The organism is Pseudomonas fontis (assembly GCF_028656955.1).
Taxonomy (GTDB): Bacteria; Pseudomonadota; Gammaproteobacteria; order Pseudomonadales; family Pseudomonadaceae; genus Aquipseudomonas; species Aquipseudomonas fontis.
Genome location: NZ_JAMDGY010000020.1, coordinates 52,269 through 67,912, shown reverse-complemented (window position 1 = coordinate 67,912; position 15,644 = coordinate 52,269). Strand labels below are relative to the sequence as shown.

Here is a 15,644-nt window from a genome sequence, read left to right as displayed (position 1 = left end):
CCCACAGTGTTCCAGTTGGCAGCCAACCTTGTGGGAGCCGGCCTTGCCGGCGATAGCGGCACTCACGGTGCTGCTGTTTCAACCTCGGCCGCCGCCGTGCGGGCCGCCACCAGCTTGCGCATCTGCTCACAGCCCCAGAGCACCCGCTCCGGAGTGGCTGGGGCATCGATCAGCGGTTGTTCGCTGTAGTCCGCCAGGCTCGCCACGGCATCCTTGATCGCACACCATGGCGCAATCCCCAGCATGAACGGCGGCTCGCCCACGGCCTTGGAATGGAACACCGTGTCTTCCGGGTTCTTGCGGTTTTCCACCAACTTCACCCGCAGGTCGATCGGCATGTCTGCCACCGCCGGGATCTTGTAGCTGGCCGGGCCGTTGGTCATCAACTTGCCCTTGGCGTTCCACACCAGTTCCTCGGTGGTCAGCCAGCCCATGCCCTGGATATAGCCGCCTTCCACCTGGCCAATGTCGATGGCCGGGTTCAGCGATGCGCCCACGTCATGCAGGATGTCGGTGCGCAGCATCTTGTATTCGCCGGTCAGGGTGTCGACGATCACCTCGGCGCAGGCCGCGCCAAAGGCGAAGTAGTAGAACGGCCGACCGCGTGCCTGGCTGCGGTCGTAGTAGATCTTCGGCGTGCGGTAGAAGCCGGTGCTCGACAGCGACACCTGGTTGAAATACGCCTGCTGGATCAGCGCTTCGAAGGTCATGATCTCGTCACGCACGCGCACATGGCCGTTGCGGAACTCGACGTCTTCCTCGGTCACCTTCCACTGCCGCGCGGCAAACTCGACCAGGCGCTGCTTGATGATCTCTGCTGCGTTTTGTGCCGCCTTGCCATTCAGGTCGGCGCCGCTGGAGGCTGCCGTTGGCGAGGTGTTGGGCACCTTGTCGGTGTTGGTGGCGGTGATCTGGATACGCTCGAAATCAACCTGGAACACTTCGGCGACCACCTGGGCAACCTTGGTGTTCAGGCCCTGGCCCATTTCGGTGCCACCGTGGTTCAGGTGGATACTGCCGTCGGTGTAGATGTGCACCAGCGCGCCGGCCTGGTTGAGGAAGCTGGCGGTGAACGAGATGCCGAACTTCACCGGGGTCAGCGCCAGGCCCTTCTTGAGGATCGGGCTGTTGGCGTTGAAGCGGCGGATCGACTCGCGACGCTGCTTGTAGTCACTGCTGGCTTCCAGGTCCGCAGTCATTTCCTCGAGCATGTTGTGCTCGACGGTCTGGTAGTAGTGGGTGACGTTGCGCTCGGTCTTGCCGTAGTAGTTGACCTTGCGCACATCGAGCGGGTCGAGCACCAGGTGGCGGGCAATGCGGTCCATCACTTCTTCGATGGCAACCATGCCCTGCGGGCCGCCGAAACCACGGTAGGCAGTGTTCGACGCGGTGTTGGTCTTGCAGCGGTGGCCGTTGACCGTGGCGTCACCGAGGTAATAGGCGTTGTCGGAGTGGAACATCGCGCGGTCGACAATCGACGCCGAGAGGTCCGGCGAGCAGCCGCAGTTGCCTGCCAGCTCGAGGTTGATGCCATGCAGGCGGCCGGTGTCATCGAAGCCGACGTCGTACTCGATGTAGAACGGATGGCGCTTGCCGGTCATCAGCATGTCTTCGACGCGCGGCAAGCGCATCTTGGTCGGCTGGCCGGTCAGGCGGGCAACCACTGCGCACAGGCACGCCGGGCTGGCAGCCTGGGTTTCCTTGCCGCCGAAACCACCGCCCATGCGGCGCATGTCGACGACGATCTTGTGCATCGGCACATCGAGCACTTCAGCGACCAGTTTCTGTACTTCGGTCGGGTTCTGCGTGGAGCAGAAGACGATCATCCCGCCATCTTCGGTAGGCATTACCGAGGAAATCTGGGTTTCCAGGTAGAAGTGTTCCTGGCCGCCGATGTGCAGGGTGCCCTGCACGCGGTGCGGTGCGTTGGCCAGGGCGGTGACCGAGTCACCACGCTTGTGGGTGTGGCTGTCGAGTACGAAGTGCTTCTTGCGCAGCGCCTCGACCACGTCCATCACCGGCTCGAGGTCTTCGTACTCGATGATCGCGGCCATGGCCGCACGGCGGGCGGTGTCCAGGTCGCGGGCAGCGACAGCGAGCACCGGCTGGCCGACGAACTCGACGATGTCGATGGCCAGCAGCGGGTCACCGGGCATGATCGGGCCGATGTCCTTGAGGCCGGGAATGTCCTCGTGGGTGATCGCGATACGCACGCCTTCGAAGGCGTAGCACGGGCTGGTGTCGATCTTCAGGATGCGCGCATGAGCGCGGTCGGACATGCGTGCATAGACGTGCAACTGGTTGGGGAATTCCAGGCGGTCGTCGATGTACACGGCCTCGCCCGACACCTGTTTGTCGGCGCTGTCGTGTTTGATGCTGCGACCGACCCCGGTGGTCAGCTCCTGGCTGAACAGCTCGGCGAGTTCCGCCTGGGTCTTGGCGACGTGATGATGGTTAGACATAAGCGGTCACCCGAGTCTCGATGTGCGGCGTTTGCAGTTCGATGAAGTATTTGCGCAGCAGGTTCTGCGCACCGAGCAGGCGGTATTCCTTGCTCGCGCGGAAGTCCGAGAGCGGCGTGAAATCTTCGGCCAGGGCCTGGCAGGCGCGCTCGACGGCCGCGTGGTTCCACGGTTTGCCGCGCAGCGAGGCTTCGCAGGCATGGGCGCGTTTGGGGATTGCCGCCATGCCGCCGAAGGCCAAGCGCGCATCGCTGACCACACCGTTTTCCAGCTTCACGTTGAACGCGGCGCAAACGGCAGAGATGTCGTCGTCCAGGCGCTTGGACACCTTGTAGGCGCGGAACGTCCAGTCGGCGGGGGCACGCGGCACGATGATCTTCTCGATGAACTCGCTTTCCTGACGCGCGGTGATCCGGTAGTCGATGAAGTAGTCTTCCAGGTTCAGCGTGCGCGTAGCGTCGCCTTTGCGCAGGACGATCTGCGCGCCCAGGGCGATCAGCAGGGGTGGCGAGTCGCCGATTGGCGAGGCGTTGCCGATATTGCCGCCCAGGGTGCCCTGGTTGCGGATCTGCAACGAGGCGAAGCGGTGCAGCAGTTCGCCGAAGTCCGGGTACTCGCTGGTCAGCGCTTCGTAGCAGTCGGTAAGCGGGGTGGCCGCGCCGATCTCGATGCGGTCGTCGAAATGCTCGACGCGCTTGAGCTCGGCAACGTTGCCGACATAGATCATCACCGGCAGGGTCTTGTGGAACTGCGTCACTTCCAGCGCCAGGTCGGTGCCGCCAGCCAGCAGGCGGGCTTCCGGGTGGGAGCCGTAGAGGTCGGCCAGGTCGGCGACGGTCAGCGGCACCAGGCAACGCTTGTCGCCACTGTTGAGCTCGCCGGTTTCGGTCGGGGCAATCGCCTTGAGGCGGGCAATGGTCTGCGCCTGGGCGTTGTCGAACTGGTCGGGCTGGGCCTGGCAGCAAGCTTGTTCAGCGGCCGCGAGGATCGGGCGGTAACCGGTGCAGCGGCACAGGTTGCCGGCCAGGGCTTCCTGGGCCTTGTGCAGGTCGGGCGCGTCGATGTTCTTTTGCAGGGCGAACAGCGACATCACGAAGCCTGGGGTGCAGAAGCCGCATTGCGAACCATGGCAGTCGGCCATGGCTTGCTGCACGCTGTGCAGTTTGCCCTGGTGCTTGAGGCCTTCGACGCTGATCAGCTGTTTGCCGTGCAACGAAGAGACGAAGGTCAGGCAGGAGTTGAGGCTGCGGTAGCGAATGCTTTCGCTGCCGTCATCGGCGATGTCCAATTCGCCGACCACGACGGTACAGGCACCACAATCGCCGCTAGCGCAGCCTTCCTTGGTACCGGGTTTGCCCAAATGCTCACGCAGATAGTCGAGCACTGTCACGTTAGGGTCCAGGGCATGCTCACTGCGCAGCTCCTGGTTAAAGAGAAACTGGATCACGGAAGGCCTCACAAGCGAATTATTGTTGTTGAGCGGACTGGGGCAGACTTTATGCACCCCTGACTTTTCGGTCAATGATTTTCTGACCTAAGGGTCAAGTATTTGTACATATAGACGCCGGCCTCAGTGACAACCTCTTCCTAAAGCATAGATCGCGTGGTGCACCTCGATTGAATAGCTGCAATCGTGCCAACTTCTGGCACACAGCCACTGCGCGGCTGTAGGGCAAGTGCGCTACAATCCGCGCTTGTGCACAGTTCAATGATTTTGAAGGAAAACCATGACGTTCAAGGCGCCGGACAGCCTCTCCGAGCAAATTGCCCATTACCTGGCCGAACGGATCATCCGCGGTGAGCTCAAGCCTGCCGAGCGGATCCAGGAGCAGAAGGTTACCCAGGCGCTCAATGTCAGCCGTGGTTCAGTGCGCGAAGCCCTGCTGATCCTCGAACGCCGCCACCTGGTGACCATCCTGCCGCGTCGCGGTGCCCACGTGACCGAGCTCAACGAGCACAACGTGCGCAGCCTTTGCACCCTGATGAGCGAGCTGTACATCCTGCTGGGCAATGCCGTGGCCGCTGGCCGGCGCAGCGATGCCGACCTGCTGCCATTCCTCGAGATCCAGCAGCGCCTGCAAGCAGCCTGCGAACGCCAGGACATCCGCGCCTTTGTCGAAGACAGCTTCGCGGTCATGCGGGCAGCCTATCCGTTCGCCGATAACCCGTACCTGCAAGAGACCGTCGAGAACCTGCAGCCGGCGATGAGCCGCAACTATTACTTTGCGCTGGACCAGCGCAAGGCCGAGATGAACGAGTTTCTCGAGTTGTTCGCCAACCTGCTCGCAGCCGTAGTGGCCAATGACCAGCCGCGTATTCGCCAGGTGCTCACCGCCTACTGCGAGCGCAGCTGCCTGGTGGTGCTGGGCGCCCTGGTGACCGACTAAGCATGCGCCTCAAGTGCATTCGCCTGGCGGGGTTCAAGTCGTTCGTCGACCCGACCACCGTCAATTTCCCCAGCAACATGGCGGCCGTGGTCGGCCCCAATGGCTGCGGCAAATCCAACATCATCGACGCCGTGCGCTGGGTGATGGGCGAAAGTTCGGCTAAAAACCTGCGTGGCGAGTCGATGACCGACGTCATCTTCAACGGCTCCACCAGCCGCAAGCCGGTCAGCCAGGCGAGCATCGAGCTGGTGTTCGACAACAGCGACAGCACCCTGGTGGGCGAATACGCCGCCTACGCCGAGATCTCGATCCGGCGCAAGGTGACCCGCGACGCGCAAAACACCTATTACCTCAACGGCACCAAGTGCCGGCGCCGGGATATCACCGATATCTTCCTCGGCACCGGCTTGGGCCCGCGCAGCTATTCGATCATCGAGCAGGGGATGATCTCCAAGCTGATCGAGGCCAAGCCTGAAGAGCTGCGCAATTTCATCGAGGAAGCGGCCGGGATCTCCAAGTACAAGGAGCGCCGCCGGGAAACCGAGAACCGCATCCGCCGCACCCACGAGAATCTTGAGCGCCTGACCGACCTGCGCGAAGAGCTGGAGCGGCAGCTCGAACGCCTGCACCGCCAGGCCCAGGCAGCAGAGAAATACAAGGAATACAAAGCCGAGGAGCGCCAGCTCAAGGCGCAACTGGCAGCCCTGCGCTGGCAGGCGTTGCACGACCAGGTCGGCCAGCGCGAAGCGATCATCGGCGACCAGGAAGTGGCCTTCGAAGCCCTGGTGGCCGAACAGCGCAACGCCGATGCGAGCATCGAGCGGCTGCGTGACGGGCACCATGAACTGTCAGAGCGCTTCAATCTGGTGCAGGGGCGCTTCTATTCGGTGGGTGGCGATATCGCCCGGGTCGAGCAGAACATCCAGCATGGCCAGCAGCGCCTGCGTCAGTTGCAGGACGACTTCAAGGAGGCCGAGCGTTCGCGCCTGGAGACCGAGTCGCACCTGGGCCACGACCGCACCTTGCTGGCAACCCTGGGCGAAGAGCTGCAGATGCTTGAGCCCGAGCAGGAAACGACCCTCGCGGCCGCCGAAGAAGCTGCCGCTACGCTGGAAGAAGCCGAAGGCACCATGCACGGCTGGCAGGAGCAGTGGGACACCTTCAATACCCGCTCCGCCGAACCGCGTCGGCAGGCCGAGGTGCAGCAGTCGCGGATCCAGCAGTTGGAGCAAAGCCTGGAGCGGGTGTCCGAGCGTCAGCGCAAGCTGGGCGAAGAACGTGACCAGCTCAGCGCTGATCCGGAAGACGCTGCGATCCTTGAGTTGAGTGAACAGTTGGCCAGCAGCGAATTGCTGCTTGAAGACCTGCAAGTCGAAGAATTGCAGGCGGGCGAGCGCCTGGACGCATTGCGCGAGCAGCTGCAGCACGCCACCCAGGCCCAGCAGCAGGCGCAAGGTGAGTTGCAGCGCCTGGGCGGTCGCCTGGCCTCGCTGGAAGCTTTGCAACAAGCCGCACTCGACCCGGGTGCCGGTACGGCGCAGTGGTTGCGTGAGCAGGGGCTTGAGCAGCGCCCACGCCTGGCTGAAGGGCTGCGGGTGGACGCGGGTTGGGAACTGGCGGTGGAAACCGTGCTGGGCGCCGACCTGCAAGCAGTGCTGGTGGATGACCTGGGCGGCCTCGACCTGAGCGACTTCACCCAGGGTGAGTTGCGCTTGCTGGATGCTTCAAGCAACGCCCCGCGCATTGCCGGCAGCCTGCTCGACAAGGTCCAGGGCAAGATCGACCTGGCGCCGTGGCTTGGCAAGGTCAAGCCGGTGGAGTCGCTGGAAGCGGCCTTGGCATTGCGCGCGCAGTTGGCGGATGGCGAGAGCCTGATCAGTCGTGATGGCTACTGGGTTGGCCGGCACTTCCTGCGGGTAAGCCGGGCTGGCGATGCGCAGGGCGGCGTGCTGGCGCGTGGTCAGGAGCTGGAGCAGCTTGGCCTGGAGCGACTGGAGCTGGAAGCCAGCCAGGAACTGCTCGATGAGCAGTTGCTCAGCCTGCGTGAACAGCAGCGCGAGCTGGAAGATGGCCGTGAGCAACTGCGCCGGCGTACCCAGGATGAAGCGCGCCAGCAGGGTGAGCTCAAGGCGCGTTTGTCTGCCGGCAAGGCCCGCGCCGAGCAGTTGACCTTGCGTCGCCAGCGTTTGGAAGAAGAACTGGCGGAGATGCTTGAGCAGCGCGCCATCGAACACGAAAACCTCGGTGAGTCGCGCCTGCAATTGCAGGAAGCACTGGACCTGATGGCCCACGACACCGAGCAACGCGAGCTGCTGCTGGCCCAGCGCGACAACCTGCGTGAGCGGCTCGACCGCGTGCGCCAGGAGGCGCGCCAGCACAAGGACCACTCGCACCAGTTGGCCGTGCGCCTGGGATCCTTGCGCGCCCAGCATGATTCCACCCGCCAGGCCCTGGAGCGCCTTGAGCAGCAGTCCGAGCGCCTGACGGAAAAACGCGAACAGCTCAGCCTCAACCTGGAAGAGGGCGAGGCGCCGCTGGAAGAGCTGCGCATGAAGCTCGAAGAGCTGCTGGAAAAGCGCATGAGCGTCGACGAGGAAATGCGTCAGGCCCGCCTGCACATGGACGAGGCCGACCGCGAGCTGCGTGAGGCGGAAAAACGCCGCAGCCAGGCCGAGCAGCAATCGCAGCTGTTACGCAGCCAGCTGGAGCAGCACCGCATGGAATGGCAGGGGCTCAGCGTGCGCCGCAAGACCCTGCAGGAACAACTGCACGCCGACGGCTATGACCTGGATGGCGTGCTGGCCACCCTGGTCGAGGGCGCCAGCGAGCAGGAAGCCGAACTTGAGCTGGAGCGCATCGATGCGCGGATCCAGCGCCTGGGCGCGATCAACCTGGCGGCCATCGACGAGTACCAGCAGCAGTCCGAGCGCAAGCGCTACCTGGACGCTCAGAATGCCGACCTGGTCGAGGCCCTGGAGACCCTGGAAAACGTCATTCGCAAGATCGACAAGGAAACCCGTAACCGTTTCAAAGATACCTTTGATCAGATAAATGCCGGATTACAGGCACTTTTCCCAAAAGTTTTCGGTGGCGGCAGCGCTTATCTGGAACTGACGGGCGAAGATTTACTCGATACAGGGGTGTCGATCATGGCGCGGCCTCCGGGCAAGAAGAACAGCACCATTCATTTGCTCTCGGGCGGTGAAAAAGCGCTGACTGCCCTGGCCCTGGTATTTGCCATCTTCAAATTGAACCCGGCGCCGTTCTGCATGCTCGACGAAGTCGATGCGCCGTTGGACGACGCCAACGTGGGTCGCTATGCGCGGTTGGTGAAAGAGATGAGCCAGACGGTCCAGTTCATTTATATCACCCACAACAAGATCGCCATGGAAATGGCTGACCAGTTGATGGGGGTGACGATGCACGAGCCAGGCTGCTCTCGCCTTGTGGCGGTGGATGTGGAGGAGGCGATGGCCATGGTCGAGGCCTGAATCCAGCCTCGAAAGGGGATCTAACGCACGAACTTGCAGCAAATGGCCGTGTCAGTTGCGACAGACGGTGTAAAGTTATCTTTGGTCGTGCTAGCTTAATGTCAATTTATCTATGCGTGGGTAAAACGCCTGTCAGAACATAGAGTTGGCGCCACGTTTTAAAGGGGTTTAAACCCTTTATTTTTCAGCATTTTTTACAGAGGCACGGGATTACATGGAAATCGGTCTGCGCGAGTGGCTGATCGTCATCGGCATTATTGTCATTGCCGGTATTCTTTTTGACGGCTGGCGCCGGATGCGCGGCGGCAAGGGCAAGTTGAAATTCCGTCTGGATCGCAATCTGTCCAACCAGCAGGACGAAGAGGGCGGCGCCGAGGTACTGGGCCCGCCGCGCGTGTTGGACAACCACAAGGAGCCGCAACTTGATGAGCATGACCTGCCATCGATGAGCGTGCCGCTGCGTGAGCAACGTGAACCCAAGGTGGGCAAGGGCAAGCGCAACAAGCGTGGCGGCGAGCCACAGCAGGGTGACTTGAACCTTGCGGCCGAGCCACGTGAGCCGGACCTGTTCGGCAATGCCGACGATGACTTCCCGGACGAGAGCCCGAAAACCACAGGCTTTGGCACCAGCGAAGGCAAGGACCTGCCGCCGGTTGAGGAAGTGCTGGTGATCAGTGTCATCTCCCGCGACGAGAGCGGCTTCAAGGGCCCGGCGCTGTTGCAGAACATTCTGGAAAGTGGCCTGCGCTTCGGCGAGATGGACATCTTCCACCGTCACGAGAGCATGGCTGGCAACGGTGAAGTGTTGTTCTCGATGGCGAACGCGGTGAAGCCTGGGGTATTTGACCTGGACGATATCGACCACTTCAGCACCCGCGCGGTGAGCTTCTTCCTGGGCCTGCCGGGCCCGCGTCATCCGAAGCAGGCCTTCGATGTGATGGTGGCGGCGGCGCGCAAGCTGGCGGCTGAACTCAACGGCGAGTTGAAGGATGACCAGCGCAGCGTGATGACTGCGCAGACGATCGAGCATTACCGTCAGCGGATTGTTGAATTTGAACGCCGGGCGTTGACCCAGAAGCGTTAACAGCATCGCCGGCAAGGCCGGCTCCCACAGGTTATCGCTGCCTGGACACTGTGGGAGCCGGCCTTGCCGGCGATGAAGACACTATCGATGGAAGAAATACACGCAAGAGCAGCCAAGGCTGCTCTTTTGCTTTGCAAGAGATTACCGCCATGACCGCCGAAACCCGCATCCTTGAACTGCGCGCCGAACTCGACCAGCACAACTACCGTTATTACGTCCTTGATGAGCCGAGCGTTCCGGACGCCGAGTACGACCGGCTGTTCCGTGAGCTGCAAGCGCTGGAAGCCGAGCATCCGGAACTGGTAAGCGAAGACTCGCCAACCCAGCGGGTCGGCGGGGCCGCGCTGTCGGCCTTTACCCAGGTGCGTCACGAAGTGCCGATGCTCAGCCTGGGTAACGCCTTCGAGGAGACCGACCTGCGTGAGTTCGACCGCCGCGTCGTGGAAGGCCTGGACCTGCCGGCCGGCGACCTGTTCGGCGGTGGCTCGGCGGTCGACTACAGCTGCGAACCCAAGCTCGATGGCCTGGCGGTCAGCCTGCTGTACCGCGACGGCCAGTTGGTGCAGGGCGCCACCCGTGGCGACGGCACCACCGGCGAGGACATCAGTGTCAACGTGCGCACCGTGCGCAATATCCCGCTCAAGCTGCAGGGCACTGGCTGGCCAGCGGTGCTGGAAGTGCGGGGCGAAGTGTTCATGAGCAAGGCCGGTTTCGAGCGGCTCAACGAGGCCCAGGCGGCAGTTGGCGGCAAGACCTTTGCCAACCCGCGCAATGCGGCAGCGGGTAGCCTGCGCCAGCTGGATTCGAAGATCACCGCCAGCCGTCCGCTGGAGTTCTGCTGCTACGGCCTGGGGCAGGTGTCCGAGCAGATCGCCGACACCCATATCGGCATTCTCGAAACCCTGAAGACCTGGGGTATGCCGATCAGTCGCGAGCTCAAGCACGCCGCTGGCATCGATGAGTGCCTGGCCTACTACCGCGATATCGGTGAGCGGCGCAACGAGCTGCCGTACGAGATCGACGGTGTGGTGTTCAAGGTCAACAACCTGGCCTCCCAGCGTGAGCTGGGCTTCCGTGCCCGCGAGCCGCGCTGGGCCATCGCCCACAAGTTCCCGGCCATGGAAGAGCTGACCGAGGTGCTCGACGTCGAGTTCCAGGTGGGCCGTACCGGGGCGGTCACGCCAGTGGCGCGGCTCAAGCCGGTCAAGGTGGCGGGGGTTACCGTGGCCAACGCCACCCTGCACAACATGGACGAGGTCGCCCGATTGGGCGTGATGATCGGCGACACGGTGATCATTCGTCGTGCCGGCGACGTGATCCCGCAGGTGATGCAGGTGGTGCTCGAACGTCGCCCGGACGATGCGCGGCCGGTGCATATTCCAACACAGTGCCCGGTGTGCGGCTCGCAGGTTGATCGCACCTTGTTGGTCAAGCGCAGCAAGGGCAAGGAAACCGTCAGCGAGGGCGCGGTGTACCGCTGCGTCGGCCGCCTGGCCTGTGCGGCGCAACTCAAGCAGGCGATCATTCATTACGTGTCGCGGCGCGCCATGGACATCGAAGGCCTGGGCGAGAAGAGCGTCGAGCAGTTGGTGGACGAGGGCTTGATTACCTCGCCAGCCGACCTGTATCGCCTGACCTTCGAGCAGATCGTCGACCTGGAAGGCTTTGCCGAAGTTTCCAGCAACAAGCTGCTCAAGGCCATCGACGACAGCAAGCGGCCGAGCCTGGCGCGGTTCATCTATGCCCTGGGCATTCCGGACGTGGGTGAAGAAACGGCCAAGGTATTGGCGCGTTCGCTCGGGTCCTTGCAGCGGGTGCAGGTCGCCTTGCCGCAGGTGCTGACCTACCTGCCGGATATTGGTCTGGAAGTCGCCCACGAGATCCACAACTTCTTTGAAGACGAGCACAACCGCACCGTCATCGCGCAGTTGCTTGAACGTGGCATGCAGTTGCAGGAAGAGGGTGAGCTGGGCGCCGAGTTTGCCGCCAGCACCACCCTGGCCGGCTTGATTGCGAAGCTCGACATCAGCTCGGTCGGCCCGACCGGTGCCGAAAAGCTGGTGGCCAAGCTGGGCACGTTGGACAAGATCATCGAGGCGGACGGCATCGACCTGCGTCAGGCCCTGAGCACCAAGCAGGCGGATGCGGTGCGCGAGTTCTTCCGTGATGAAGCCAACCAGCAGCTGGCGCGGGCAGTCGAGGCGCAGTTGCGTGAGTTCGGCATGCATTGGGAGAGCGAGAAGAAAGTCGCTGAAGGCTTGCCGCTGGCTGGGCAGACCTGGGTCCTGACCGGTTCGCTGGAGCGTATGAACCGCGACATCGCCAAGGAAAAGCTGGAAGGCCTGGGTGCCAAGGTGGCAGGTTCGGTTTCCGCCAAGACCTACTGCGTGGTCGCGGGCCCTGGTGCTGGCTCCAAGTTGGCCAAGGCCACCGAGCTGGGGGTGAAGGTGCTGGACGAAGACGCCTTCGTCGACTTCCTCGCCACCCATGGCATCGAGGTATAACCCGGCAACGAAGCGGGGCGTGGATGGTCTAGTCTTGGCAGCAGCCAGGAGTAACCATCATGTACCGATTGTTCGAGCAGCTTGTGGCGCGCCTTGCCGCGCCTTTCGCCGGGCGTGAGCGGCGCAGCAGCCGGGTGTGGCCTTGCCAGTGCGGGCAGTCGGTGTTCTTTCGCAACAGCCAGTGCCTGGCTTGTCATTCTTCACTGGGCTATTGGCCGGACAGCCACCGGGTCGGCACCTTGTTGCCGGGGCCGCATGCCGGTGAGTGGTGGCTGGATGGCGAGCCCGAGGCGGGCGCGCTCAAGCGTTGCGCCAACCTTGATACGCCGGCGGCCTGCAACTGGTTGCTGGCGGCGGATGACCCCCAGGCGTTTTGCCTGGCTTGCCGGTTGAACTGGACCATTCCTGATCTTTCCATCGCCGAGAACCCATTGCGCTGGCGCAAGGTGGAGACGGCCAAGCGGCGCCTGATTGCCCAGTTGCTCAGCCTTGGTTTGCCGGTGCAGCCCAAGGCCACGGCGGATGGCGAGGGGTTGGCGTTCAACTTCATCGGCATCGACCTGGCGGGCAATGCGCCGACCACGGGCCACTTTCATGGCCTGATCACCCTGGATATCCGCGAGGCCGATGACGACTGGCGCGAGCAGATGCGTGTGCAGTTGCATGAGCCGTACCGGACTTTGCTTGGGCATTTGCGGCATGAGGTGGGGCATTACTACTGGGATCGGTTGGTAGCTAATACGGGGTGGCTTGAGGCGTTCCGTCAGCTGTTCGGTGATGAACGCAGCAGTTATGCTGAGGCGCTGCAGCGGCATTACCAGCAGGGTGCGCCGGTCGATTGGGCGATGGCGCATGTGAGTGCCTACGCGACCATGCACCCTTGGGAGGATTGGGCGGAAAGCTGGGCGCATTACCTGCACATGACCGATGCGGTGGACACGGCGTTGGCCTTGGGGATGGATGCGTCGGCGATGGACCTGGATTTTCCGCCGTTCGTGCAGGGTAGCCTGTACCGGCCGGAGCATCCGGGGGCGGTGGGGTTTCTGGCGTTCGTGAATGCCTGGGTGGAGTTGTCGGCGATGCTCAATGAGCTGTCGTGCAGCATGGGGCAGGCGGATTTTTACCCCTTCGTGCTGAGTGCGCCGGTGGTGGCGAAGCTGCACTTTATTCATCTGGTGGTGCAGGGGGCGGGGCAGGGGGATGGCTCAAGTCCTTGAGCTAGGTTGGTTTTTTCTTGGTTTGAGGTTGTATCTTGGCGTCAGACCGGTACAATGGCCCCGCTCGCTGCCAGGCGAGCGTCGTTATGGTGACCCCATCGGTCCCTCCGCAACGATTACCCGTTAACCTGGTCAGGCCCGGAAGGGAGCAGCCACAGCGGGAACATTGTGTGCCGGGGTGTGGCTGGTGGGGTTGCCTCCATTCTCTAAACTCTTGATTTTAAAAGAGTTTTCGCGTCAAAAATCTTTAAGTGGACCAGTGCCGTAGTACACCTAAGTGGTGCACTGTGCTGCCGGTATTACCTTGCTTATTTTCAGTCCGCCATCGACGCTAGTCAGCACTTCGCATGTCTGTCAGCAAGCTTCTTCGAAGCGTCTAGTGCGAATTTGAGTATATTTGCTGCTTCTGAGAACGCGTCTGGGTCATTGGTCCCTTCGTAAAGTATTCCGCCTGCCGTTACGTCTTGTACAACACTGTCAATGTACTGGTAGAAGCTGACTACCAATTGGGCGTCTTCCGGTGAGAGGTAGCCCAGTTTCCCGAGGTTGGCGAGGTAAACTCTGCAATAGTGCTCCGGGATTCGTACCTGCAATGATGCTGGTGGGCGCTGTTCTTCCGGTATTCCACGTAGCGCCTCCGCCATCTCGAACAGTCCAGAAAGGTAGTTTCGCTCCTCGGCGATTTTCCTCAGTGCCAGTACCTCGGCCACGATAGCTACACGTACGCTTGTGCGTTCCTGCCAGCGTTGCCAGAGCCAGCCGCCAGCGGCAACCGTAGCGGGGACTAGAAGGCCGACCGTGCTGATGATTTCACCGATTTCCATTACAACTTCTTCCTTGTGTGGCGGTTACTAAGCGAGCGGCAGGGGGAGAATGGCATCGCTACAGCCGATACTTGCCTGATGGCTTTAAGCTGCATTTTCAAGTTTTTACTAGCGGCTTCCGAACGTGACAAATGGCAAAGCATCTTGCGCTGCCGAGTTGAAACGTTGACGCCTTGAGCGCCGCACCTATACCGATTTTTTCAAACCGCTCTAGCAACTGCCCGGCGAGGTTATCGCAGTATTTAAGCATCTTATTGGCAAACATTTCGGCTTTGTCACTTGAGGCGTATACCAGTGCTGTGTTGTTTGGCAGCAAATGATCCGCGTAGTACGGTAGTCTGCGAGCATTGATGTCTATGTGCTTGCCCAGTTCACTGTCTACAACCATTCCCACGCGCTTTGATTGTAGGAAGGGGGTATCGGTGTGTCTGGTTAGAGCTAGATGCCAGCCCAGTGGCTCGGTCTTTATGTCATCGCCGGAATCCAGAATGAGGTAGGATGCCAGCGGCTTAATTTGGATTTCCGTGCCCCACTCCTGCAACGGCTCACTGATCACTACGACCGTACATGCACTAGCGGTGTAGCCATTAAATCGTACTGGTCCGTTAGCATCTCGTATCGTGTTGGTATCTACCGCTAGCATGAAGTCAAACTTTGTCTTCAGATGCTCAATGGGGTTGAGAGACACTCCAAAGTCATCAGCCGGTGCTGAATACAGCACTTTGTCGTCCTTGTTCTTCCTGGCATGCGTTATCTGGCGACGAATGCTTGAAGGGTCAAGCTCAGGGATGAAGATGCGACCGGATGGGTCAACTGTGATAGTGAGTTGTGAGGTCTTCTTTGAGGCGTGGCCGTAAACATAGTCGTCACGTGGAATCTCAGGCGCACCTTTGTGTTTCTTTGCCATCTGTCATATCCCTCTGGAAGAACAGCGTCTTTCAGCTAGGCATTGCTGTCGATTGGAATATAAACGATTTGACTGGCTGTGCTACGGACTGGCAACCCCGAGAGCTAAATGTAGTTCTACCTATCGATCCCGGTCAGGGAGCGAGGTAAGCTGCTGTGCATCTGTTTTAGCTTTCAGCTCTAGCTCTAGCTCTAGCTTTTGATTTTCGTACGCAATAGTTCAGGCAACGCGGATCGTCCCTTCAGGAGGCCGAGTGGAGCGCCTGCGGAGTGGGGTAAGGGCCATGGATGGCCCGCAAGCGCCGATGGGCCAGGGACGGCCCGTCGGCGCGGCCCCACGGAGCAGGTGCGGAGGGAGGGAACCCGGAGCGAAGCGTAGGGCCGTATGCTGGGACGAGGGGTTTTGGTTACTTTTGCCCCGACAAAAGTGACCCGCCATAAGGGCGGAATGGGGGGTTGGCGTCGCCATCGTCAATGGATATGTTCACCGGGCTGAGCGCCATCGTGATTGTGTGAGCTTATCCATTTGCAATGGCGCCTCCATAGGCCCCTTCCGCTCTTACAGCGGGTCACTTTTGAAAGGCACAACAGTAACCAAAACGCCCCGGCCCATCATCCGGCCCTGCGCTTCGCTCCGGGTTCCTTCCTTCCGCCCACGCTCCGTGGGGCCGCGCCGAAGGGCCGTCCCTGGCCCATCGGCGCTTTCGGGCCATCCATGGCCCTCACCCCACTACGCGTGGGCTCCACTCAGCCTCCTGGGGGGCCGGAA

At 61.6% G+C, this 15,644-nt stretch carries 9 protein-coding genes and 1 other RNA gene; 6 read left to right on the top strand and 4 right to left on the bottom strand.

Annotated elements, in window-relative coordinates; genetic code table 11:
* Positions 1 to 62: 62 nt before the first annotated feature.
* On the bottom strand, positions 63 to 2,462 hold the full coding sequence (gene xdhB / locus M5G11_RS07610; protein WP_273911117.1) for a xanthine dehydrogenase molybdopterin binding subunit: 2,400 nt from the start codon (positions 2,460 to 2,462) through the stop codon (positions 63 to 65).
* Complete coding sequence (xdhA, locus tag M5G11_RS07605) at positions 2,455 to 3,909, bottom strand: xanthine dehydrogenase small subunit (protein WP_273911118.1); 1,455 nt, start codon at positions 3,907 to 3,909, stop codon at positions 2,455 to 2,457. Before xdhA ends, xdhB begins: the two co-directional genes overlap by 8 nt.
* A 280-nt stretch (positions 3,910 to 4,189) precedes the next feature.
* Between xdhA and M5G11_RS07600 the strand changes: the two genes are divergently transcribed.
* The 6 genes from M5G11_RS07600 to ffs all read left to right on the top strand — a co-directional run bounded on the left by M5G11_RS07600 (position 4,190) and on the right by ffs (position 13,338).
* Complete coding sequence (locus M5G11_RS07600; protein WP_273911119.1) at positions 4,190 to 4,849, top strand: GntR family transcriptional regulator; 660 nt, start codon at positions 4,190 to 4,192, stop codon at positions 4,847 to 4,849.
* A gap of 2 nt (positions 4,850 to 4,851) precedes the next feature.
* Positions 4,852 to 8,340, top strand: coding sequence for a chromosome segregation protein SMC (gene smc / locus M5G11_RS07595; RefSeq protein WP_273911120.1), 3,489 nt, complete (start codon positions 4,852 to 4,854; stop codon positions 8,338 to 8,340).
* 214 nt (positions 8,341 to 8,554) lie between these two features.
* Complete coding sequence (gene zipA / locus M5G11_RS07590) at positions 8,555 to 9,424, top strand: cell division protein ZipA (protein WP_273911121.1); 870 nt, start codon at positions 8,555 to 8,557, stop codon at positions 9,422 to 9,424.
* Positions 9,425 to 9,573: 149 nt separating this feature from the next.
* The gene (ligA, locus tag M5G11_RS07585; protein WP_273911122.1) at positions 9,574 to 11,928 is read left to right on the top strand and encodes an NAD-dependent DNA ligase LigA; all 2,355 of its coding nucleotides are present in this window, start codon (positions 9,574 to 9,576) and stop codon (positions 11,926 to 11,928) included.
* Between the two features lie 59 nt (positions 11,929 to 11,987).
* Positions 11,988 to 13,145, top strand: a complete 1,158-nt coding sequence (locus tag M5G11_RS07580; RefSeq protein ID WP_273911123.1) for a zinc-binding metallopeptidase family protein — start codon at positions 11,988 to 11,990, stop codon at positions 13,143 to 13,145.
* 96 nt (positions 13,146 to 13,241) lie between these two features.
* Positions 13,242 to 13,338, top strand: an RNA gene (ffs, locus tag M5G11_RS07575) — signal recognition particle sRNA small type.
* A gap of 142 nt (positions 13,339 to 13,480) precedes the next feature.
* Here ffs and M5G11_RS07570 read toward each other — a convergent pair.
* Positions 13,481 to 13,969 (bottom strand): hypothetical protein, encoded by a 489-nt coding sequence (locus M5G11_RS07570; protein WP_273911124.1) that lies wholly within the window; start codon positions 13,967 to 13,969, stop codon positions 13,481 to 13,483.
* Between the two features lie 97 nt (positions 13,970 to 14,066).
* A complete protein-coding gene (locus tag M5G11_RS07565; protein WP_273911125.1) occupies positions 14,067 to 14,876 on the bottom strand; it encodes a hypothetical protein in 810 nt (269 codons plus the stop codon).
* Positions 14,877 to 15,644: the final 768 nt, after the last annotated feature.